This window comes from Kitasatospora xanthocidica, assembly GCF_014656195.1.
In the GTDB taxonomy this organism is placed as follows: Bacteria; Actinomycetota; Actinomycetes; order Streptomycetales; family Streptomycetaceae; genus Kitasatospora; species Kitasatospora xanthocidica.
Map to the genome: position 1 here is coordinate 299,790 of NZ_BNBY01000004.1, position 21,254 is coordinate 321,043.

A 21,254-nucleotide genomic window follows, 5' to 3' on the forward strand; every position below is an offset into this window, starting at 1 on the left:
GGAGCCACCCCGCACCCACCCTCCCGAAAGCCCCACCCCACCCCAGCCCCGCGCAGCGGAACCCCACCCCACCCCAGCCCCGCGCAGCGGAACCCCACCCCAGCCCCGCGCAGCGAAACCCCACACCCCGAACACACCAAAAAGGCGCCCCCTCCCCGACCCGAAGGTCGAAAAGGGGACGCCCTCAAAGAGCTCGGCTACAACCTCAGTTGTCGCCGTCCTCGTCGATCAGGAAGCCCCGCATCGGCGCCGGAGCCTGCTGCATCGGCTGCGGCGGCTGCGGACGGACGGCCGCCATCGGCTGGGTCATCCCGGCCGGCTGCATCTGCGGAGCCCCGCTGCCGCCGGCGGACTGCCCGCCGAAGCTCGGCGCCGAGGTGTTGCCGCCGAAGGAGCTGTTCCCGCCGAAGGACGGCGAGTTGCCACCGAAGGACGGCTGGTTGCCACCGAAGCTCGGCGCACTGCCCATCGCACCGGCACCGGCCGGAGCCATCGACGAGGCCGCCGGCGGCAGCGACGCGGTGGCGGGGATCCGCGGCGGGGCGAGCGAGTCGTCGGCCTGCGACTCCAGCTGGCGCAGCTGGGTCTCCAGGTACGACTTCAGGCGGGTGCGGTACTCACGCTCGAAGGCCCGCAGGTCCTCGACCTTGCGCTCCAGCGTGGCGCGGGCGGACTCCAGCGAGCCCATCGCGACGCGGTGCTTCTCCTGCGCGTCCCGCTCCAGGGCGTCGGCCTTGGCACGGGCGTCGCGCTCCAGGCCCTCGGCCCGGCTGCGCGCCTCGCCGACGATCTTGTTGGCCTCGGAGCGGGCCTCGGAGATCGCCTGGTCGGCGGTCTGCTGAGCGAGCGCCAGGACGCGGGCGGCGCTGTCGCCACCGGGGCCCTGCTGCTGCATGGGGGCGCCCATCGGGCCGCCCATCTGCTGCGGCGGGCCGCCCATGGGGCCGCCCATCTGCTGCATCTGCTGCTGGCCCATGCCCTGGCTCATGCCCTGGCCCATGGGGTTGCCCATCTGCTGCGGGCCACCGGGGCCGCCCATGGGCTGCAGCATCTGACCGCCCATCGGCTGGACCAGCTGCTGCTGGCCGCCCATGGTCTGGCCCATCTGCTGCTGCTGGCCGGCCGGCGGGAGCTGCGGCGCGGAGCCGGCGGGCAGGCCGAGGGGCTGGTTGCCCATCTGCTGCTGGGGGCCGGGGCCCATCTGCTGCTGCTGGGGACCACCCGGGCCCATCTGCTGCGGGCCGCCGGGGCCCATCTGCTGCGGGCCGCCCGGGCCCTGCTGGCCGGGGACCGGCGGGCCGGATATGGCGGCCGGCACCGGGGCACCACCCTGGCGGGGGGCGTCCTGCTGCTGCGGCTCCTTGCGCAGGTTGGCCTGGTTCTGCGCGGCGGCACGAGTCGCGGCGGCCAGCTTGGCGCGCAGGTCCTCGTTCTCCCGGAGGAGGCGGGTCAGCTCCGCCTCGACCTCGTCGAGGAAGGCATCGACCTCGTCCTCGTCATAGCCTTCACGCAGGCGGACGGTCGTGAACTGCTTGTTCCGAACGTCCTCGGGGGTCAATGGCATCTCTTCACCTCAACGTGATCGTCGGCACACCGGCATCCTGTCGCATCGCTCACCTACGACTAGGGGTGCACAAGCGAGATCAGGACATACACAATGATCATCAGTACGAAGAAGGACAGGTCGAGCGCCACGCCCCCGAAACGCAACGGCGGAATGAGCCGCCGAAGAAGCTTGAGCGGCGGATCCGTGACAGTGTACGTGGCCTCCAGGACCAGGACCATGGCCTTGCCAGGCCGCCACGAACGCGCGAACTGGAAGACCCAGTCCATGACCAGCCGCACGAGCAGGAACACCAGGAAGACGGTCAGGGCGTAGTAGAGCACCGCCCACACGATGTCCATCGCGTTTTCCCTCTCCCCGGTCCCGGGCCGCTGGGGCCCGCCGCTCGTCACCTGTCGCTAACCCACTGTTGATCAGATCCACACGTAAAGTCGTGGCCGGGTCAGCTCTGGTTGAAGAACCCACCCTCGGCGATCCGAGCCTTGTCCTCCGCCGTGACATCGACGTTAGCAGGCGACAGCAGGAACACCTTCTGTGTCACGCGCTCGATACTGCCGTGCAGACCGAAGACGAGTCCAGCGGCGAAGTCTACGAGCCGCTTGGCGTCGGTGTCGTCCATCTCGGTCAGATTCATGATCACAGGAGTGCCGCCGCGGAACTGTTCCCCGATGGTACGGGCCTCGTTGTAGGTCCGGGGGTGCAGCGTGGTGATGCGGTAGGGCTCTCGTTCGTTCACTACCTTGGGCATGATCACCGGGGAGCTCTTCTCCAGGTTGTGGCGGCGGTCGGGTGTGATGGACGACACGGGGGCCATCCTCGGGGTCTCCTGCCGGATCGGCACCGCCGCCGGCACCGGCTGGGGCGTGATCGAGGAGACCGGGGCGGGCGTGGCGGCGGCCGCGGCGGCCGGCCGGGGAATGTCCTCGGTCCGCTGCCCGGTCCGGATCGGCTCGGGGTCCGCGTCGTAGTCGTCGTCGGGGTCGTACCCCTGGCCGTCGTACGTCTCGTCCTCCACGAGGCCGAGGTAGACCGCCATCTTGCGCATTGCGCCGGCCATGCTCCTGTCTCCTCCGCTCATGGCCACCCGGCTGGCACCCGGTGGCTACTCCGCGAAGCCGCGCCCCTTCCGATGGTCGCTCGCTTCGCTCACTCCGTCGGACCGGCTCCGTCTCCCGGCGGCCCGGGCCCGTACGGCCCTGCCTGCGGATTGCGCGGTCCATCCACGACGGCGCGTCAGGCCGGCGGCCTGTCAGGTTTCGTGGAGTGGGGTCCGCGGAGCTGCGATCCACGGTTCGCTAGCGCTCCGGGGAGCTGCTAGATTCTGTCCTATTTTGTCCTGCAGTCTGATCTACTACCCGGTGACGTTACCTGAGGGGTGACCTCACTCCGAGTACCGCCGTTCCGACGCGCACATGTGTCGCCCCGGCGGCAATCGCCTGCTCAAGGTCGCCGCTCATCCCTGCGGAGACCATGGTGGCAGCCGGATGGTCCGTCCGTACGGCGGTTGCGATTTCCGCCAGCCGATCGAAGGCGCGGGCCGGGTCCCCGGCCAGCGGTCCGGCCAGCGGAGCGACGGTCATCACACCGTCCAGCCGCAGCCCGGGCGTGTCGGCGATGGTGTCGGCCAGTCGCGCGACATCCTCCGGCGCGACCCCGGCCCGGTGCGCGCCCTCGCCGTGCGCCTTGTCGAGCGCCACCTGCACCAGGCAACCCAGCTCCGGCCGCTCCGACTTGAGCACCGCCGCGGCGAGCGACTCGGCCAGCCTCGGCCGGTCCACCGAGTGCACGTGGTTCGCGTACCGGACGACCGAGCGGACCTTGTTGGTCTGCAGCTGTCCGACGAAGTGCCAGTCAAGAGGAAGGTTTCTGCACTGCTCCGCCTTGGGTGCGGCGTCCTGATCGCGGTTCTCCGCGACATCCGTCACACCCAGGCCGGCCAGCAGCGCGGTGTCCTCGGCCGGGTAGGTCTTGGTGACGACGATCAGGGTGACCTCGTCCCGCGCGCGGCCGGCGGCCGCACAGGCGTCCGCGATCCGGCGCTCGACCACCTCGAGGTTGGTCCCGAGCTCCTCGTACCGGGCCCGTTGGCCGTCCGTCAGCCCGTGGAGGAAGTCGGCGCCCCCCGGGAACGGTCCGTAGATGTCGTTCGTCATCAGTGATCAGAGCCCAACCAGACGTAGCTCGCGAGCCGGCCCGTGCGCTGCTCGCGGCGGTAGGAGTAGTGATCGGCGGATTCGAGGGTGCAGACCGGTGACCGCACCAGCTCGCTGACCCCCAGCGCGGCCAGCTGGGCCGCGACTCCCTCCGGCACGTCCAGCGCCGGTGTCCCCCACGAGGTCTCGGCGAAGGCCTCCGGCACCACGGCGGCGACCTCGGCGCGCAGTTCGGCCGGCACCTCGTAGCAGCTGCCGCAGACCGCGGGGCCGGTGGCGGCGGTGATCCGCCCGGGCTCGGCCCCCAGTCCGACCATCGCCCGGACCACCGCGGGCACCACCCCGGCCGCCAGCCCGGGCCGGCCCGCGTGGGCCGCGCCCACCACGCCCGCCACCGGGTCGGCCAGCAGCACCGGCGTGCAGTCGGCGGTCAGCACCGCCAGCGCGAGCGGCCGGTCGGTGACCACCGCGTCGACCGTCGGGGCCTCCCCGAGCGGCTGGCGCTCGGTCACCACGGCGACCTCGGCGCCGTGCACCTGGTTCATCCAGACCACGTCGGCCGGTTCGAGCCCCAGCTCCCGGGCGGCGAGCGCCCGGTTCTCCCGGACGGCCTCCGGGTCGTCCCCGACGGCCCCGCCGAGGTTGAGCTCCCCGTACGGCGAAGTGCTCACCCCGCCCCACCTGTCGGTGAAGGCGAAGTGAGCACCCGCGTGGACCGCGTGATCGATCACTTAAGGAAATCCGGGACGTCGAGCTCCTCGGCCGGGCTCTCCACGTACGGCTGCCGGACCGGCTGCACCTGCGGCGGCACCGGGGCGGCGGTCGTGGTGGCCGGGGTCTCGGCCTGCCGGCTCGGCGCGGCCGGGGCCTCGCCCTCCGAGCGGGACGTCACCGAGCCGATGCTCCCGTACGAGGGGCGGCCGGCCGGCCGCTCCGGGGCGGCCGGCGGGGTCGCCGGGCGGTCCTGGGAGGCGGACTTGACCACCGGGTCGCGGACGATCGCCGGCGGCTGCCCGCCGTCGAAGCCGGCCGCGATGACGGTGACCCGGACCTCGTCGCCGAGCGCGTCGTCGATGACCGCACCGAAGATGATGTTGGCCTCGGGGTGGGCGGCCTCGCTGACCAGCTGGGCCGACTCGTTGATCTCGAACAGACCGAGGTCGGAGCCGCCCGAGATGGAGAGCAGCACGCCGCGGGCGCCGTCGATCGAGGCCTCCAGCAGCGGCGAGGAGATCGCCATCACGGCGGCGGCCTTGGCGCGGTCCTCACCGCGGGCCGAGCCGATGCCCATGAGCGCCGAACCGGCCTCCGACATGACGGACTTGACGTCCGCGAAGTCGAGGTTGATCAGGCCCGGGGTGGTGATCAGGTCGGTGATGCCCTGGACGCCGGAGAGCAGGACCTGGTCGGCCGAGCGGAACGCGTCGAGCACGCTGACCTGGCGGTCCGAGATGGACAGCAGCCGGTCGTTGGGGATGACGATGAGGGTGTCGACCTCTTCGCGCAGGCTCGCGATGCCGTCCTCGGCCTGGTTGGCGCGGCGACGGCCCTCGAAGGTGAAGGGGCGGGTGACCACGCCGATGGTCAGGGCGCCCAGGGAGCGCGCGATGTTGGCGACGACGGGCGCGCCGCCCGTGCCCGTGCCACCGCCCTCACCGGCGGTCACGAAGACCATGTCGGCCCCCTTGAGGACCTCCTCGATCTCCTCGCGGTGGTCCTCGGCGGCCTTGCGGCCGACCTCGGGGTTGGCGCCGGCGCCGAGGCCCCGGGTGAGTTCACGGCCCACATCGAGCTTGACGTCGGCGTCGCTCATCAGGAGGGCCTGCGCATCGGTGTTGATCGCGATGAACTCGACGCCCTTGAGACCGACCTCGATCATCCGGTTGATGGCGTTGACACCACCGCCGCCGATACCGACGACCTTGATGACTGCGAGGTAGTTCTGCGGTGCTGCCACGTCGAAGGCCTCTCGCCTCGAATTTCCGGGTCGGCCCGGCCCGGCGAGGGTCCGTTCCGACGGATGTCGATGGGTAGGGAGCCTGGTTTCTGACTGAATGTCCGAAATGCCGACCGCCGACCCCAACCCTAAACTTGACCTTTAGGGTTAGTCCTGTGCCTCCGTCACATCACCAGGGGACACAGTCTGGTGACACAGGACACTAGGTCGCCCCGGGCACGTGTTTCAACGAACACGCCGAGCTTCCCTTTTTCTTTTGAGCCTATGTGATCATCAGCCGGCTTAGGAAACCGGGGTGACCACCAAGGGTCGGGCCGACACTCCAAGGCGTCAACCCCTCCCTCTGGGACAGAACCTACCGGATCATCCGGACACCGCCGGCGCCTCGGGCGCCGTGACGTCGAAGTTCGTACCCTTCTGGTTCATCAGCGCCACCAGCACCCGGGCTTTCCGCCCGATCTGCTCCGGACTCCCCCAGCGCACCGTGGCACCCCCGCTGAGCTGCAGCTCGATGTCGTCGTACGAGTGCACCAGCACCGCCCCGGCCCGCTTGGCGACCTCCGGCGGCAGCCCGGCGGCCACCGCCACCGCGCCCTGCACCAACTGCGGACGGGAGATCACCCCGTCCACGTCATTCGCCTGCTGACTGAGCCGCAGTTCCACCACCGGCACGCCCTCCGGCGGGGCCGCCTCGGTGGCGAAGCTCACGCCGGCGGCATCCACCTGGGTGAACTGCCCGTCCTCCCCCTTGACGGCGGCCACCGCCGTGCGCTGGACGACCTTCACCTGGAGGGTGTGCGGCCAGCCCCGCCACACCTCGGCCTTCGCCACCCGGGGGATCGACTCCACCCGGCGCCGGACGTCGTCCAGGTCCACCCGGGCCAGCGGGCCGTCGCCAAGCCCGCCGATCGCGTCCCGGACCTGGGTCACCGTCAGTCTGTCGTCGCCGGCGCCCTGGACGGCGACGCTGCGCACGTCCAGCACCGACGAGAGGAACACCAGCCAGGCCAGCCCGCCCAGCACCGCGGTGCCGAGCACGCTCAGCACCACGATGCCCCGCCGGGAGAGCCGGAGGCGAGGAGCGGACTCCTCCTCCTCCAGCTCCGCCTCGAGCGGGTCGGCGAGCCGGCCGTCAGCCACGGCGGCGGCCGCCGCGGTGGGCCTGGATGGCCTCGTAGACCATGCCGACCAGCAGGTCGTCGGCGTCCCGGCGGCCGAACTCGGCGGCGGCCCGGCTCATGTCCCACAGCCGCTGCGGGTCGGTGAGCACCGGCAGCACGTTCTGCAGCACCCAGTCCGGGGTCAGCTCGGCGTCGTCCACCAGCAGGCCGCCGCCGGCCTTGACCATCGGCTGGGCGTTCAGCCGCTGCTCGCCGTTGCCGATCGGCAGCGGGACGAAGGCGGCGGGCAGGCCGACGGCCGCCAGCTCGGCCACCGTCATGGCACCGGCCCGGCAGAGCATCATGTCGGCCGCCGCGTAGGCCAGGTCCATCCGGTCCAGGTACGGCACCGGGCGGTAGGGCGGCATCCCGGGGACGTCCGCGACCTGCGGCAGCTCGTTCTTCGGGCCGACCGCGTGCAGGATCTGCACGCCGTACTGCTGCAGCCGCGGGGCGATCGCGGTGACCGTCTCGTTGAGCCGGCGGGCGCCCTGGGAGCCGCCGGAGACCAGCAGGGTGGGCAGCCGCTGGTCGAGGCCGAAGTACTGCCGGGCCTCGGGGCGGGCGGCGCCGCGGTCCAGGGTGGCGATGGTCCGGCGCAGCGGGATGCCGATGTACCGGGAGTCGCGCAGCTTGCTGTCGGGCGTGGAGACCGCCACGAAGTCGCTGTAGCGGGCGCCGATCTTGTTGGCCAGGCCCGGGCGGGCGTTCGCCTCGTGCACCACGATCGGCACACCGGCCCGCTTGGCGGCCAGGTAGGCGGGCATCGCGACGTAGCCGCCGAAGCCGACCACCGCGTCCGCGTTGACCCGCTCGATGATCTCCTGGGCGGCCCGGACGGTGCCGCGCAGCCGTCCTGGGACGGTGATCAGCTCCGGGGTGGGCTTGCGGGGCAGCGGGACGGCCGGGATGAGCTCCAACTGGTAGCCGCGCTCGGGTACCAGCCGGGTCTCCAGACCGCGCTCGGTGCCCAGGGCGGTGATCCCGATGGACGGGTCGTGCCTGCGGAGGGCGTCCGCGAGGGCCATGGCCGGCTCGATGTGACCGGCGGTCCCCCCGCCGGCGAGTACGACATGCACCGAAATTCACCGCTCCCTGCGTGCCGGCCCGGGGACCGGGCGCGCTGTGGTTCGTCGTCGTGGCAGCACCCGGGCCAGTCGCTTCCTGATCCGGGAGTTCTTGGTCCGGGCGGCCAGGGCCGCCTTCGCGCCCGAGGTGCTCCGTGCCAGGCACAGCAGCACACCGATCGCGGACATGGCCGACAGCATGGCGGAACCGCCGTAGGAGAACAGCGGGAGCGGGACGCCCGCGATGGGCAGCAGTCCCAGCGCCGACCCCAGGTTGATCATGGCCTGCGCCATGACCCAGGTGGTGGCGGCTCCCGCGGCGTACCTGACGAAGGGGTCCTTCGTGCCGATGGCCACACGGATACCCGCGTAGCCTAGTGCCGCGAAGAGACCGATCACCGACAGCGTCCCCACGAGGCCGAGTTCCTCGCCGGTCGCGGCGAAGATGAAGTCGGTGTGCGCCTCGGGCAGCTGGCCCCATTTCTCCACCCCGGCGCCGAGGCCGGTGCCGAAGCCGCCGCCGTTCGCGAACGCGAAGACCCCGTGCAGGGCCTGGAAGCAGGCGCCCTCGGGGTCGAGCTTGGTGACGCCGATGCAGCCGAGGCGCTCCGCCCGGTGCGGGACGGTGACGACCAGCGCGGTGCAGACCACCACCGCCACGCCGAGGGTCGCCACGAACAGCCGCAGCGGTGCGCCGACCATCCAGAGCAGCGCGAACACCATGGCCACCAGGATCATCGAGGTGCCCATGTCGCCGCCGAACATGATCAGCGCGAGCAGCAGCAGGGCACCCGGCACCAGCGGCACCAGCAGGTGCTTCCAGGAGTTCAGGGTGCCGGCCTTCTGCTTGCGGGCTAGCAGGTCGGCGCCCCAGAGGACCAGCGCGAGCTTGGCGAACTCGGACGGCTGGAACTGGAAGAAGCCGAAATCCAGCCAGTTCTGGTTGCCGTTGATCCGCACCCCGATGCCGGGCACGGCGACCAGCGTGAGCGCGCCGATCACCCCGAACATCACCGGGTAGACGATCACCCGCAGCACGGCCACCGGGACGGAGGCGAAGCCGATCAGCAGGACCAGGCCGAGGATGGCCGCGATCAGCTGCTTGAGGAAGTAGTACTGGGCCGCGTGGTGCTGGTTCAGGGCGAGGATCTGCGAGGCCGAGAACACCATCATCAGACCGAGCACGACCAGCAGCAGCGTGCTGCCGACGATCAGCAGGTACGGCGTGAGCGGCCGGTCCAGCCAGTACCCGAGCCGGGCCCGGAAGGCCTGGACGCGGGCCAGCGGACCGGCCGACTTGTACTTGGTCGTGGTGGCGGAGATCACTCGCCACGGCTCGGCGGCGTCCTGCTTCCCCACACCGGATTCCGCCCTGCCCTGCCCCGCCACCACTCTCCCCTTCTCCGCGGCTCCTTCGCCCCCGGGTCGCCCGGCGCGACCCTTCGGCTCACTCGCCGGTGTCCGCCAGCTCCCGGACGGCCGTGGCGAACAGGTCGCCGCGCTCTCCGTAGTTGGTGAACATGTCCATCGAGGCACAGGCCGGGGCCAGCAGCACCGTGTCACCCGATCGGGCGAGCGACGCGGCCGTGCGGACGACCTCGGCCATCGCCACCGCGCCAGTCTGGCCCTCGGCCGCCTCGATCACCGGCACATCCGGAGCGTGTCGCTCCAGCGCCTCGCGGATCAGCGCCCGGTCCTGGCCGATCAGCACCACCGCGCGCAGCCGCTCGGCCGCGCCCTGCACCAGGTCGTCGAAGGTCGCGCCCTTGGCGAGGCCCCCGGCGATCCACACGATCGGCCGGTAGGCGGCCAGCGAGGCCGCCGCGGCGTGGGTGTTGGTGGCCTTGGAGTCGTCGATGTACGTGACCTCGCGGACCACGCCGACCTCGGCGATCCGGTGGGCGTCCGGGCGGAAGGCCCGCAGGCCCTCCCGGACGGCCTTCGGCTCGACGCCGTACGCCCGGGCCAGCGCCGCCGCGGCGAGCGCGTTGGCGATGTTGTGCGGGGCCGGCGGGTTCACGTCCTCGACGGCGCCCAGCTCGGCCGCGTTCTTGGCCCGGTCCTCGACGAAGGCGCGGTCCACCAGCAGCCCGTCCACCACGCCGAAGTTCGACGGGCCGGGGGCGCCGAGGCCGAAACCGATCGCCCGGCAGCCCTCCTCGACGTCGGCCTCGCGGACCAGCGCCTCGGTGGCCGGGTCGGCCAGGTTGTACACGCAGGCGACGACGTTGCCCTCGTAGATCCGGCCCTTGTCGGCGGCGTACGCCTCCATCGAGCCGTGCCAGTCGAGGTGGTCGGGCGCCAGGTTGAGCACCGCGGCCGAGTACGGGCGCAGCGAGGGCGCCCAGTGCAGCTGGTAGCTGGAGAGCTCGACGGCGAGGACGTCGTACGGCTCCTCGGCGAGCACCGCGTCCAGCACCGAGACCCCGACGTTGCCGACGGCGGCGGTGCGCTTGCCGGCGGCGGTGAGGATCGAGGCGAGCATCTGGACCGTGGTGGTCTTGCCGTTGGTGCCGGTGACGGCCAGCCAGGGGGCGGGCTCGCCGGTGCCGGGCAGCGGCTTGCGCAGCCGCCAGGCGAGCTCGACGTCGCCCCAGACCGGCACCCCGGCGGCCCCGGCGGCGGCGAACAGCGCGCTGTCCGGCGCCCAGCCGGGCGAGGTGACGATCAGTTCGGTGCCCTCGGGCAGGCTCGCGCCGTCGCCGAGGCGCACGGTGACGCCCTGCGCCTCCAGCTCGGCGGCCCGGGCGGTCAGGCCCGGCCCGCTGCCGCCGTCCACGACGGTGACACGGGCGCCGAGGCCGTGCAGGACGCGCGCGGCGCTGATGCCCGAGACGCCGAGTCCGGCGACGACGACGGGCAGGTCGGCAAAGTCGGTGTTCGTCATCCGGTCCGGTATCCCGCGTAGAAGAGGCCGAGGCCGACGGCGACGCAGAGGCCCTGGATGATCCAGAAGCGGACCACGACCAGGACTTCGCCCCAGCCCTTGAGTTCGAAGTGGTGCTGCAGCGGCGCCATCTTGAAGACCCGCTTGCCGGTCATCCGGAAGGAGCCGACCTGGATGATCACCGACAGGGTGATCACCATGAAGAGGCCGCCGAGCATGATGAGCAGCAGCTCGGTGCGGGAGCAGATCGCCAGGCCTGCCAGGGCCCCGCCGAGGGCCAGCGAGCCGGTGTCACCCATGAAGATCTTGGCGGGCGAGGTGTTCCACCACAGGAAGCCGAAGCAGGAGCCCATCAGGGCGGCCGCGACCACCGCGAGGTCCAAGGGGTCTCGGACGTCGTAGCAGCTGACGGTCGCGGTCACGGTGTAGGCGCAGCTCTGGGTGTACTCCCAGACGCCGATGAAGGTGTAGGCGCCGAAGGCCATCACCGAGGCGCCGGTGGCCAGGCCGTCCAGGCCGTCCGTCAGGTTCACGCCGTTGGAGGTCGCCGCGATCATGAAGTAGGCGAAGATCACGAACAGGACCGGGCCGATCGACCACTTGAAGTCCCGGACGAAGGACAGCGACTGCGAGGCCGGGCTGAGCCCGCGGTCGTCGTGGAACTGCAGCGCCAGGACGGCGAAGGCGAGGCCGACGATGGACTGGCCCGCCAGCTTCGCCTTGGCCCGCAGGCCCAGCGAGCGGCGCTTGACCACCTTGATGTAGTCGTCCAGGAAGCCGACCAGGCCGAGGCCCGTGGTCAGGAAGAGCACCAACAGCCCGGAGGCGGTCGGGCTCTCGCCCGTTATCGCCTTGGTGCCGAAGTACGCGATCAGGGTCGCCAGGATGAAGGCGATGCCGCCCATGGTGGGCGTGCCCTTCTTGCTGTGGTGCGCCTTCGGGCCGTCGTCGCGGATGTACTGGCCGTAGCCCTGCCGGGCGAGCAGCTTGATCAGGGCGGGCGTGCCGGCCAGCGAGAGGATCAGGCCGATCATCCCGGAGAAGAGGATCTGCTTCATCATCGGGCAGCACCATCCGCCAGGAGGGCCTCGGCCACCTTCTCCAGCCCCACCGAACGGGACGCCTTCACCAGGACCACATCCCCCGGCCGCAGCTGACTGCGCAGCAGTTCGACCGCCGCGTCCGCGTCGGACACCAGCACCGACTCCTCACCCCACGAACCTTCGTTCCTCGCGCCGAGTTCCATGCAGGCCGCCTCGCGTCCGCCGACCGCCACCAGCTTGGTGACGTCCAGCCGGACGGCGAGCCGTCCGATGGCGTCGTGCTCGGCCAGGCTCTCCTCGCCGAGCTCCCGCATCTCGCCGAGCACCGCCCAGGTGCGACGGCGCTCCGGACCGCGGCCCCCCATCGAGACCAGCGCCCGCAGCGCGGCCCGCATCGAGTCGGGGTTCGCGTTGTAGGCGTCGTTGACGACGGTGAGACCATCGGCCCGGTCGACGACCTCCATGCGCCAGCGGGACAGCGCACCCGCCTCGCCCAGGGCTGCCGCGGTGTCGTCGACGGACATCCCGAGCTCCACCGCCACCGCGGCGGCGGCGAGGGCGTTCGAGACGTGGTGCTCACCGTACAGGCGCAGCTGCACGGGCGCGGAACCGGCCGGGGTGGTGAGCGTGAAGGATGGCCGCCCGGTGGCGTCCAGGCGAACGTCGGTCGCCCGGACGTGGGCGTCCGGGGACTCCCCGAACAGGACCACCTTCGCCTTGGTGCGGGAGGCCATCGCGCGCACCAGCCGGTCGTCCGCGTTGAGGATCGCGGCCCCGTCGGCCGGAAGCGCCTCGACCAGCTCGCCCTTGGCCTCGGCGATCGCCTCCTTGGAGCCGAACTCGCCGACGTGGGCGGTGCCGACGTTCAGCACCACGCCGATCCGGGGCGGGGTGATCGAGGTGAGGTACTCGATGTCGCCCTTGTGCCGGGCGCCCATCTCCATCACCAGGTGCCGGGTGCCGGCCTCGACCCGCAGCGCGGTCATCGGGTGGCCGATCTCGTTGTTGAGCGAGCCGGGCGGGTAGACGGTCTCGCCGTGGCGCTGGAGCAGCTGGGCGATCAGGTCCTTGGTGCTGGTCTTGCCGGCCGAGCCGGTCAGCGCGACCACGGCGGTGTCCTCGGCGCGGGCGACCACGGTACGGGCCAGCCTGCCGAGCGCCTCCACCACGCTGTCGACCAGGACGGCGGGGACGCCGACCGGGCGGGAGGCCAGCACCGCGACGGCGCCGGCCCCGACCGCCGTGGCGGCGTAGTCGTGGCCGTCCACGTGCTCGCCGACGAAGGCCGCGAACAGGCCGCCGGGGCTCACCTTCCGCGAGTCGACCTCGACCGGGCCGGTGACCAGGGCGTCCGGGTCCGCGCCGTCCAGGGTGCCTCCGACTGCGGCGGCCACCTCGGCGAGGGTCAGTGCGATCACTGCTGCTCTACTCCTCGGTCGCCCCGCGCGGCCGCGGTCCGCGCGACGGAGCTCTGTTCGATCTCATCGTGCAGCACCTCCCGGTCGTCGAAGGGGCGGATCTCGTCTCGTACGTACTGGCCGAGCTCGTGGCCCTTGCCGGCCACCAGCACCGTGTCGCCCGCCTGGGCGCGGGTGACCGCGAGCCGGATCGCCTCCGCCCGGTCGGGGACGACCAGGACGGTCCCGCGCTCGGCCTCGGGCACCGCCGCGGCGCCGGTCAGCATAGTGGCCAGGATCGCCAGCGGGTCCTCGCTGCGGGGGTTGTCGCTGGTCAGCAGGGCGGTGTCGGCGAGGCGGGCGGCGATGGCGCCCATCGGGCCGCGCTTGTGCGGGTCGCGGTCGCCGCCGCAGCCGACGACGACGTGCAGCCGGCCCTTGGTGACCTCGCGCAGCGAGGCGAGGACGGCCTGCAGGGCGTCCGGCTTGTGCGCGTAGTCCACGACGGCCACGAACGGCTGCCCGGCGTCCACCCGCTCCAGCCGGCCCGGCACGCCGGGCACGGCGGCGACGCCGGCCACGGCCCGCTCCAGCGGGAGGCCGGCGGCGACCAGCAGGGTGATCGCGGCGAGCGCGTTGGCGACGTTGAACGGGCCGGGCAGCGGGACGGCCGCGTCGGCCTCGGCACCGTCCGGGCCGAGCACCCGGAAGGTGGAGCCGACCGGGCCGAGCTGGACGTCCACAGCCCGCCAGTCGGCCTGCGCGGCGCCGGTGGCGGAGAAGGTGGTCACCGGGATCTTGGCCTCGGCGGCGAGCCGGCGGCCGTACTCGTCGTCCAGGTTGACCACGCCGTGGCGGGACTTGCCGGGCTGGAAGAGCCGGGCCTTCGCCTGGAAGTAGTCCTCCATGTCCGGGTGGAAGTCGAGGTGCTCCGGCGTGAGGTTGTTGAACAGCGCGACGTCGTACGAGACGCCGTCGGTGCGGCCGAAGACCAGGGCGTGGCTGGAGACCTCCATGGTCACCGCGTCGGCACCGCGCTCGGCCATCACACCGAGGATCGCGTGCAGGTCGGTGGCCTCGGGGGTGGTGCGCTCGCTCTTGATCCGCTCCTCGCCGACCCGCATCTCGACGGTGCCGATCACCCCGGGGGTGCGCCCGGCGCCGCGCAGGCCGCCCTCGACCAGGTACGAGGTGGTGGTCTTGCCGTTGGTGCCGGTCAGCCCGATCATCAGCAGCCGCTCGGAGGGGCGGCCGTAGACGATCGCGGCGAGCTCGCCCATGACGGCCCGCGGCCGGTCCACGACCAGCAGCGGCAGGCCGGTGCCGGCCGCCAGTTCGGCGCCGGCCGGGTCGGTGAGCACCGCCACCGCGCCGGAGTCCGCGGCCTTGGCCGCGAAGGCCGCGCCGTGGTGGTTGGCGCCCGGGAAGGCCACGTACACATCGCCCGGGCGGACGGCGCGGGAGTCGTGGGTCACGCCGGTGACGGCGCCGCCCTCGACGGGCGCGAGACCGAGCCGGACGGCCAGCTCGGCGAGCGGCAGAGGGGCGGTCCCGGTCGGGCGGGGCGGACTCACGGTGGTTTGATCGGGTTTCGGCACGGCGGGAAGGCTATCCGCCGAAGGGTGCCCAGGGCCAAACCGGCCCTCCGCCGCGCCGTCCGCCGGCCCGGTCCGCTCGTTGCTCATCCTTGCTCACGGCTTCCACTCGACGGGCAGGTTCGGCGCCTGGCTGCCGCTCGGCGGGACCTGCAGGGTCTTCAGGGTGAACTCCATCACCTGCTTGAACACCGGACCGCACAGCTGGCCGCCGAAGTGGCCGTTGACCGGGCCCTGGAGGGTGCAGGAGACGGTGACCCGGGGCGCGTCGGCCGGGGCGAAGCCGATGAAGGAGGCGGTGTAGCCGTCGTAGCCGACGCCGTTGGCCGCCCCCCGGTTGGCCGTTCCGGTCTTGCCGGCGACCCGGTAGCCGGGGATGGCGGCCTTGCCGCCGGTGCCCTGCTCGTCGTCGACGACCGACTCCAGCATCGAGGTGAGGGTCTTGGCGGTCTGCTCGCCGACCACCCGGGTCTGCTCCCCGGGCGGCGTCGGGGTGTACTTGCCGTCCGGGCCGGTGGTCCCCTGGACGATGCTGGGCGCGACCCGCACCCCGCCGTTGGCGATGGTCGAGTAGACCGAGGTGGCCTGCAGCGCGTTCATCTGCAGCGGGCCCTGGCCGAAGGAGATGTTGTACTTCTCCGAGGCGACCAGGTCCTCCGGCTTCTTGAGCATCCCGGCGGTCTCCCCCGGGAAGTTCAGGCCGGTCGGCCGGGCCACGCCGAACTTGCGCATGTAGCCGTCCAGCACCTTGTTGGCCTGGAGCTGGTCGCCGCCGCCGAGGGTCTCGACGGCCTCGATGGTGCCGATGTTGGAGGACTTGGCCAGCACCCCGGCCAGCGTCAGGTACCAGTCCCCGTGCTCGACGTCGTCCTTGAACTGCTGGCCCGCGCGGACCAGCCGGTTGGGCACGGTGACCCTGGTGTCCCAGTTGGCCTTGCCGGAGTCCAGGACGGCGGCCAGGCTCATCAGCTTGGCGGTGCTGCCCGGCTCGTACGCGTCGCCCAGCGCCGGGTTGCCCAGCTGGGCCTGCTTGGACAGGCTCAGGTCGTTGGGGTTGAAGCCGGGCGCGGTGGCCATCGCCAGGACCTGACCGGTCTTCACGTCCTGGACGACGACGTAGCCCTTCTCCGCACCGGAGTTGGCCACCTGGTCGGTGATCGCCCGCTGGGCGGCCCACTGGATGTCCCGGTTGATGGTCAGCTTGACGTCGTCGCCGGGCACCGCCGGGTCCTTCGAGCCGCCGGCGGTGGGCACCAGCCGCCCGCCCGCCTGGGCGTAGCTGCTGTGCCCGTCCTTGCCGGCCAGCTGCTTCTGGAACTGCAGCTCCAGGCCGCCGGCGCCCTCGCCCTCGCCGTTGACGAAGCCGACCAGGTTGGCGGCCAGTCCGTCGGCGGGGTAGACGCGCTTCTGGGTCTCCCGGTTGAACACCCCGGCCAGCGGGTTGGCGCACTCGTTGTCCACCCGGGTGCGCCCGCCCTGGTCGGCGGGCTTGCCGAGCAGCTTCTTCTGGACCTGGCAGGCCCGCGATCCGGCCTGCTTCTCCAGGCCCGACTTGAGGTCGCTGATCTGGTTCTTGGCGGCCGGGGTCTGCTGGGCGGCGAGCCGCTTGTAGCGGGTCTTGGGGGTGTGCAGGTCGGCGGCGATCCGCTCCTTGGGCACGCCGAGGATCGGCGACAGCAGCGCCGCCGCCTGTTCCGGCGCGTCCGGGATGCCGGTCGCCTCCGGGGTGAACATCGCCGGGTCGGCGGTGATGTCGTACGCGTCGACGGTCGCGGCCAGCGCCACGCCGTCGGCGGACGTTATCGAGCCGCGCTCGGCGGTGATCGGGATGTTCAGGTAGCGGTTGGTGTTGGCGTCGGCGGCCAGCGCGTCCGAGTCGACCAGCTGGAGCTGGACCAGACGGCCCGCGAAGACCGAGAACACCAGCGACATCGCCACGGTGATCACCCGCAGCCGGCGCTTCGACTCGGCCAGCTTGAGCGCCTTGGGGCGCTGCGGCGGCCTGGCCTTCGGGCGCGGCCGCACCGCCGCCTGGCCGCGGGCCGGCGGGCGGCCCTCGGGGCGGCGCTGCTGCGGCGTGCGCGGGGCGCTGCGGGAGACGGCGGCCTTGGCGGGCTGCACCTTCGCGGACGGGGTCTTGGCGGCCGGGGCCTTGGCCGAGGGGGACTTCGCCGCGGGCGGCTTGGCGGACTGGCCGCGGACGGGCTGGCCCCGGGTGGGCTGGGGCTTGGCCGACTGTCCCCTGGCCGGCTGTCCCTTGGCCGGTTGTCCCTTGGCCGGCTGGACGCGGCCGGAGGCGGACCGCCCGCTCGGCGCGGCGCCCCTGGGCAGCGGGCGGCGGCCGTTTCCGGAACCGGAGCCCGAACCGGAGGGCTGACGAGGCGTGGTCATCGGCCGGGCCCCCCGTTCGGCGCGGCGGGCGCGGCCGGGTTGAGCTGGATCACCGAGTCACCGGCCGAGGCCGCCGCCGTCGGCGTCGGCGTGGCCGGCGCGGGAGGTGCGGGCGGCGCGGTGGACGGAGCCGCCGACGGAGCCGGCGGCTGGACGGCCGGCGGCTGGGCGGCGCTCGGTACGGGCTTGGTGGGCCAGGGCTCGACCGTCGACCGCTTCACCGGCGGGCTGTCCTGCGCCGGTCCGGGCGTGCCGACCACCTTGCCCCCGTTCGGGACGTCCAGGAAGGCCATCCCCCCGGCCGGGACCATGCCCAGCTCGGCGGCCCGCCGGGCCAGCGCGTCCGGGGCCGAGCTCTGGTCGATCTGGTGCTGCAGGCTCTGCTGCTCGTCGGTCGCCACGGTGGTCTGCCGCTGCAGCCGGGACAGCTCGAAGGAGCCCTCGTTGAGCGCGGTGTTCAGCGCCAGCAGGCCGAGCAGCCCCGCCGCGAGCAGGACCACCACCAGCACCGCGAACGGTGTGCGCCCCCGGACCGGCCGCTTCCCCGGCCGAACCGTGATCCGCGCCCTGCCCTGCCCGGGGAGTCCTCCCCGCCCCACCCGGACCTCACCGGCCACCGGCCCCACCGCTCTCCTCCGCCCTTCGGACCCCGCCGGGGCCGGTTCGTCAGCCCCGCTTGCTTCGGTCCCTGATCCTCTCCGCCACCCGCAGCCGTACGGGCGCGGCGCGCCGGTTCTCCTCGATCTCCTCCTCGGTGGCCAGCTCGGCACCGCGGGTGATCAGTTTGAGCCAGGGCTGGTGCTCCTCCGGGATGAACGGCAGCCCCGGCGGGGCCGTGTTGGTCGCCCCGGCGGCGAGGTACTGCTTCACCAGGCGGTCCTCCAGCGACTGGTAGGACATCACCACGATCCGGCCACCGATCGCGAGGACGTCCAGCGCCCCGGGGATCGCCCGGTCCAGGACCTCCAGCTCGCCGTTGACCTCGATCCGCAGCGCCTGGAACGTCCGCTTGGCCGGGTTCCCGCCGGTGCGGCGGGTCGCCGCCGGAATGGAGTTGCGCACCAACTCGACCAGACGCGCGCTGTTGGTGAACGGTTCCTTCTCCCGCTCCCGGAGGATCGCCGAGGCGATCTTCCCGGCGAACCGCTCCTCGCCGTAGACCTTGAGGATCCGGGCCAGGTCGCCGTGGCCGTAGGTGTTCAGCACCTCCGCCGCGCTGATCCCCCGGGTCTGGTCCATCCGCATGTCCAGCGGCGCGTCCTGCGCGTACGCGAAACCGCGGTCGGCCTCGTCCAGCTGCATCGAGGAGACGCCGAGGTCGAACAGGACGCCGTCCACCCGGTCGATGTCCAGGCGCTCCAGCACCTCGGGGATCTCGTCGTAGACGGCGTGCACCAGGGTCGCCCGGTCGCCGAAGCGGGCCAGCCGCTCGCCGGAGAGCTTCAGCGCCTGCGGGTCGCGGTCCACCGCGACGAGCCGGACCTCGGGGAACTGGGTGAGCAGCGCCTCGCTGTGCCCGCCGAGGCCGAGGGTGGCGTCCACCACCACGGCACCGGGGCGCGAGATCGCCGGAGCCAGTGCGTCCATGCACCGCTGCAGCATCACCGGAACGTGCTTGGGGCCCGGTTCGTTGGTGGTCATGCGCGGCGGCGCCCTTCCTCGGTGCGGAGCAGCCCGACGTCCGGGAGCTGCGACCATTCTCGCCCACCGCCCCCCGGCACGACGAAGCGGCCCGTGGTCCCCGCCCGCTCAGGGGGAAGATCGTGACCGCCCGGCGCCGGGGAAGGTGCGCCAGGTGGGCACGGAGCGGGTGGAGGCCACGGACCGCGTCGACCGGGCCGCACCGGCCGGGAAGGCCCGGTTGACGGGCCCCGACGGGTGTGCTGCACTGCGCCGCAACTCTATCGCCCGGGCCCTTCCAGTCAATGGTCCGCTCCGGCGCACCACCCGGGCGGCGGTACGGATCACCGCAGGTCGCGGCCGTTGGGGTGGCCCCGCGGCGGCCCGATCCGGGGGCCCTCGGACGAGGCCGCGCGCCCCCTCCCCCGCGACCGCGTACGACCCACTCCGGGACCAGGCGGGACAAACCCTCCCGTTGTGGCGATGCACTCGATCACGGCCCCCGGTTCTGTAGCTCCCCGCCCCACCGCGGACACCGGATCGGCACTAACGTCGCCGACATGACAGTGACTCCCGACCGGCCCACGCCGAACGCCGCTGCCGCCCCTGCCGGACCCACCATCATCGACCGCTTCGTCGCGGCCAACCGCGACTACGCGGTGACCTTCCAGGACGGCGGCATGGACGCCCGCCCGGTGCAGAAGATCGCCGTGGTGGCCTGCATGGACGCCCGCCTCGACCTGTTCGCGGCCCTCGGCCTCGAACTCGGCGACGCGCACGTCATCCGCAACGCCGGCGGCGTCGTCACCGACGACACCATCCGGTCCCTGACCATCAGCCAGCGCGCCCTCGGCACCCGCTCGATCGCGCTCATCCACCACACCGGCTGCGGCCTGCTCGGGCTCACCGAGGACTTCCGCCGCGAGCTGGAGCTGGAGGTCGGCCAGCGCCCGCAGTGGGCGGTGGAGGCCTTCGTCGACCTGGACGGCGACGTCCGCCAGTCGATGCAGCGCGTCCGCACCTCCCCCTTCCTGCCGCACACCGACGACGTCCGCGGCTTCGTCTTCGACGTCCACACCGGCCTGCTGCGCGAGATCCACTAGAACACTGGCACCGCTCCGGGCCGCACGGCTTCCGGCCGGCGGGCGGCTCCCCCTCCATTCGGGATCCGCCGAATGGTGACTTCTGGCCATCCCGCGGGGGAGAATGCGCCTGCCGGTCGGACCCCGAACCACCTGGGGCGGCCCGGCCGCAGGCCGCCTCCCCGACGGCGGATCCACCATCGGAACCGACCCCGGGACGGCCGCGTCAAGCATGGGGTGGGGTCCGGCCTCGGCACGGGGCGGGCACAGGTGCCAGGGAGCGTAAACGGGTGACGAGCTACAACGATCAGGCCGGTCTCGGCGGTCCTGCGGGGGGCGAGCAGAGGACGAACGGGTACCAGCAGGTCGGGCTCCCCGAGCTGGCCGCGGTCGTGGACCGGGTGCGCGGCAACATCGAGAGCGTGATCGAGGGCAAGCCGGAGGCCATCCGGATCGCCCTGACCGTCCTGCTCGCCGAGGGCCACCTGCTGCTGGAGGACGTGCCCGGCGTCGGCAAGACCATGCTGGCCAAGGCGCTCGCCCGGTCGGTCGACTGCACCGTGCGCCGCATCCAGTTCACGCCCGACCTGCTGCCCTCGGACGTCACCGGCACCAACATCTACGACCAGCAGCGGCACGACTTCGAGTTCCGCCCGGGCGCGATCTTCGCCCAGATCGTGGTCGGCGACGAGATCAACCGCGCCTCGCCCAAGACCCAGTCCGCGCTGCTGGAGTCCATGGAGGAGCGCCAGGTCACCATCGACGGCACCAGCTACGAGCTGCCGTCGCCGTTCATGGTCGTGGCCACCCAGAACCCGGTCGAGATGGAGGGCACCTACGCCCTCCCGGAGGCCCAGCGCGACCGCTTCATGGCCCGGATCTCGATCGGCTACCCCAGCCCCGAGGCCGAGCTCGCGATGCTGGACGTGCACTCCGGCGCCAGCCCGCTGGAGGACCTCCAGCCGGTCGCGCACGCCGCCGACATCCTCAAGCTGATCGACCTGGTCCGCACCGTGCACATCGCCGACCCGGTCCGCCGCTACGCCGTCGACCTGGTCGGCGCCACCCGCAACAGCCACGAGCTGCGCCTGGGCGCCTCGCCGCGCGCCACCCTGCACCTGGTCCGGGCCGCCCGCGCCGCCGCCGCGCTGGACGGGCGCGACTACGTCACCCCGGACGACATCCAGCGCCTCGCCGTGCCCGTCCTCGCCCACCGTCTGATGCCGACCGCCGAGACCCAGCTCAGCCGCCGCACCTCCGAGCAGATCGTGGCCGAACTGGTCGCCCGGCTGCCGCTGCCGCGCCCGCAGGGCGGCCCGGCCGTCCGGAGGGGCTGAG

The 21,254-nt window shown here is 72.6% G+C and carries 18 protein-coding genes; 2 read left to right on the plus strand and 16 right to left on the minus strand.

Annotated elements, in window-relative coordinates; genetic code table 11:
* Positions 1 to 205: 205 nt before the first annotated feature.
* The 16 genes from IE332_RS09710 to rsmH form a co-directional block, all read right to left on the minus strand.
* Entirely contained in the window at positions 206 to 1,564 is a 1,359-nt protein-coding gene (locus IE332_RS09710) for a DivIVA domain-containing protein (RefSeq protein WP_189915051.1), read from the minus strand.
* A 59-nt stretch (positions 1,565 to 1,623) separates the two neighbouring features.
* Positions 1,624 to 1,905 (minus strand): YggT family protein, encoded by a 282-nt coding sequence (locus IE332_RS09715; protein ID WP_030060143.1) that lies wholly within the window; start codon positions 1,903 to 1,905, stop codon positions 1,624 to 1,626.
* A gap of 101 nt (positions 1,906 to 2,006) precedes the next feature.
* On the minus strand, positions 2,007 to 2,621 hold the full coding sequence (locus IE332_RS09720) for a cell division protein SepF (RefSeq protein ID WP_189915053.1): 615 nt from the start codon (positions 2,619 to 2,621) through the stop codon (positions 2,007 to 2,009).
* A gap of 307 nt (positions 2,622 to 2,928) precedes the next feature.
* Positions 2,929 to 3,717, minus strand: coding sequence for a YggS family pyridoxal phosphate-dependent enzyme (locus IE332_RS09725; protein ID WP_189915055.1), 789 nt, complete (start codon positions 3,715 to 3,717; stop codon positions 2,929 to 2,931).
* Positions 3,717 to 4,448 carry a peptidoglycan editing factor PgeF gene (gene pgeF / locus IE332_RS09730; protein WP_189915056.1) on the minus strand — a complete coding sequence of 244 codons (732 nt, stop codon included), beginning with the start codon at positions 4,446 to 4,448 and terminating at the stop codon, positions 3,717 to 3,719. The genes IE332_RS09725 and pgeF overlap by 1 nt, the downstream gene beginning before the upstream one ends.
* Positions 4,445 to 5,674, minus strand: a complete 1,230-nt coding sequence (gene ftsZ / locus IE332_RS09735) for a cell division protein FtsZ (protein WP_189915058.1) — start codon at positions 5,672 to 5,674, stop codon at positions 4,445 to 4,447. The genes pgeF and ftsZ overlap by 4 nt, the downstream gene beginning before the upstream one ends.
* 363 nt (positions 5,675 to 6,037) lie before the next feature.
* The gene (locus IE332_RS09740; RefSeq protein WP_189915060.1) at positions 6,038 to 6,814 is read right to left on the minus strand and encodes a cell division protein FtsQ/DivIB; all 777 of its coding nucleotides are present in this window, start codon (positions 6,812 to 6,814) and stop codon (positions 6,038 to 6,040) included.
* Entirely contained in the window at positions 6,807 to 7,913 is a 1,107-nt protein-coding gene (gene murG, locus IE332_RS09745) for an undecaprenyldiphospho-muramoylpentapeptide beta-N-acetylglucosaminyltransferase (RefSeq protein WP_189915062.1), read from the minus strand. The genes IE332_RS09740 and murG overlap by 8 nt, the downstream gene beginning before the upstream one ends.
* A gap of 6 nt (positions 7,914 to 7,919) precedes the next feature.
* A complete protein-coding gene (gene ftsW / locus IE332_RS09750; protein ID WP_308437543.1) occupies positions 7,920 to 9,260 on the minus strand; it encodes a putative lipid II flippase FtsW in 1,341 nt (446 codons plus the stop codon).
* 88 nt (positions 9,261 to 9,348) lie between these two features.
* Positions 9,349 to 10,788 carry a UDP-N-acetylmuramoyl-L-alanine--D-glutamate ligase gene (gene murD, locus IE332_RS09755; protein WP_189915066.1) on the minus strand — a complete coding sequence of 480 codons (1,440 nt, stop codon included), beginning with the start codon at positions 10,786 to 10,788 and terminating at the stop codon, positions 9,349 to 9,351.
* Positions 10,785 to 11,846, minus strand: a complete 1,062-nt coding sequence (gene mraY, locus IE332_RS09760; RefSeq protein ID WP_189915411.1) for a phospho-N-acetylmuramoyl-pentapeptide-transferase — start codon at positions 11,844 to 11,846, stop codon at positions 10,785 to 10,787. The genes murD and mraY overlap by 4 nt, the downstream gene beginning before the upstream one ends.
* Positions 11,846 to 13,249 carry a UDP-N-acetylmuramoyl-tripeptide--D-alanyl-D-alanine ligase gene (locus IE332_RS09765; protein WP_189915068.1) on the minus strand — a complete coding sequence of 468 codons (1,404 nt, stop codon included), beginning with the start codon at positions 13,247 to 13,249 and terminating at the stop codon, positions 11,846 to 11,848. The genes mraY and IE332_RS09765 overlap by 1 nt, the downstream gene beginning before the upstream one ends.
* Positions 13,246 to 14,913, minus strand: coding sequence for a UDP-N-acetylmuramoyl-L-alanyl-D-glutamate--2,6-diaminopimelate ligase (locus tag IE332_RS09770; RefSeq protein WP_189915070.1), 1,668 nt, complete (start codon positions 14,911 to 14,913; stop codon positions 13,246 to 13,248). Before IE332_RS09770 ends, IE332_RS09765 begins: the two co-directional genes overlap by 4 nt.
* Before the next feature lie 6 nt (positions 14,914 to 14,919).
* Complete coding sequence (locus tag IE332_RS09775; protein ID WP_189915072.1) at positions 14,920 to 17,214, minus strand: peptidoglycan D,D-transpeptidase FtsI family protein; 2,295 nt, start codon at positions 17,212 to 17,214, stop codon at positions 14,920 to 14,922.
* A complete protein-coding gene (gene ftsL / locus IE332_RS09780; protein ID WP_229928473.1) occupies positions 17,211 to 17,723 on the minus strand; it encodes a cell division protein FtsL in 513 nt (170 codons plus the stop codon). Before ftsL ends, IE332_RS09775 begins: the two co-directional genes overlap by 4 nt.
* 157 nt (positions 17,724 to 17,880) lie before the next feature.
* Positions 17,881 to 18,855, minus strand: coding sequence for a 16S rRNA (cytosine(1402)-N(4))-methyltransferase RsmH (rsmH, locus tag IE332_RS09785; RefSeq protein ID WP_189915076.1), 975 nt, complete (start codon positions 18,853 to 18,855; stop codon positions 17,881 to 17,883).
* A gap of 539 nt (positions 18,856 to 19,394) precedes the next feature.
* Here rsmH and IE332_RS09790 point away from each other — a divergent pair.
* Both IE332_RS09790 and IE332_RS09795 read left to right on the plus strand, forming a co-directional pair.
* The gene (locus IE332_RS09790; protein ID WP_189915078.1) at positions 19,395 to 19,937 is read left to right on the plus strand and encodes a beta-class carbonic anhydrase; all 543 of its coding nucleotides are present in this window, start codon (positions 19,395 to 19,397) and stop codon (positions 19,935 to 19,937) included.
* Between the two features lie 269 nt (positions 19,938 to 20,206).
* Complete coding sequence (locus tag IE332_RS09795) at positions 20,207 to 21,253, plus strand: AAA family ATPase (protein ID WP_189915080.1); 1,047 nt, start codon at positions 20,207 to 20,209, stop codon at positions 21,251 to 21,253.
* The last annotated feature ends 1 nt before the right edge of the window (position 21,254 follow it).

Excerpts from the sequence above, each read along its gene's own strand:
- IE332_RS09710 (WP_189915051.1), bottom strand. The coding sequence starts at position 1,564 with ATGCCATTGACCCCCGAGGACGTTCGGAACAAGCAGTTCACGACCGTC.
- IE332_RS09715 (WP_030060143.1), bottom strand. The coding sequence starts at position 1,905 with ATGGACATCGTGTGGGCGGTGCTCTACTACGCCCTGACCGTCTTCCTG.
- IE332_RS09720 (WP_189915053.1), bottom strand. The coding sequence starts at position 2,621 with ATGGCCGGCGCAATGCGCAAGATGGCGGTCTACCTCGGCCTCGTGGAG.
- IE332_RS09725 (WP_189915055.1), bottom strand. The coding sequence starts at position 3,717 with ATGACGAACGACATCTACGGACCGTTCCCGGGGGGCGCCGACTTCCTC.
- murD (WP_189915066.1), bottom strand. The coding sequence starts at position 10,788 with ATGACGAACACCGACTTTGCCGACCTGCCCGTCGTCGTCGCCGGACTC.
- mraY (WP_189915411.1), bottom strand. The coding sequence starts at position 11,846 with ATGAAGCAGATCCTCTTCTCCGGGATGATCGGCCTGATCCTCTCGCTG.
- IE332_RS09770 (WP_189915070.1), bottom strand. The coding sequence starts at position 14,913 with ATGAGCAACGAGCGGACCGGGCCGGCGGACGGCGCGGCGGAGGGCCGG.
- IE332_RS09775 (WP_189915072.1), bottom strand. The coding sequence starts at position 17,214 with ATGACCACGCCTCGTCAGCCCTCCGGTTCGGGCTCCGGTTCCGGAAAC.
- rsmH (WP_189915076.1), bottom strand. The coding sequence starts at position 18,855 with ATGACCACCAACGAACCGGGCCCCAAGCACGTTCCGGTGATGCTGCAG.
- IE332_RS09790 (WP_189915078.1), top strand. The coding sequence starts at position 19,395 with ATGACAGTGACTCCCGACCGGCCCACGCCGAACGCCGCTGCCGCCCCT.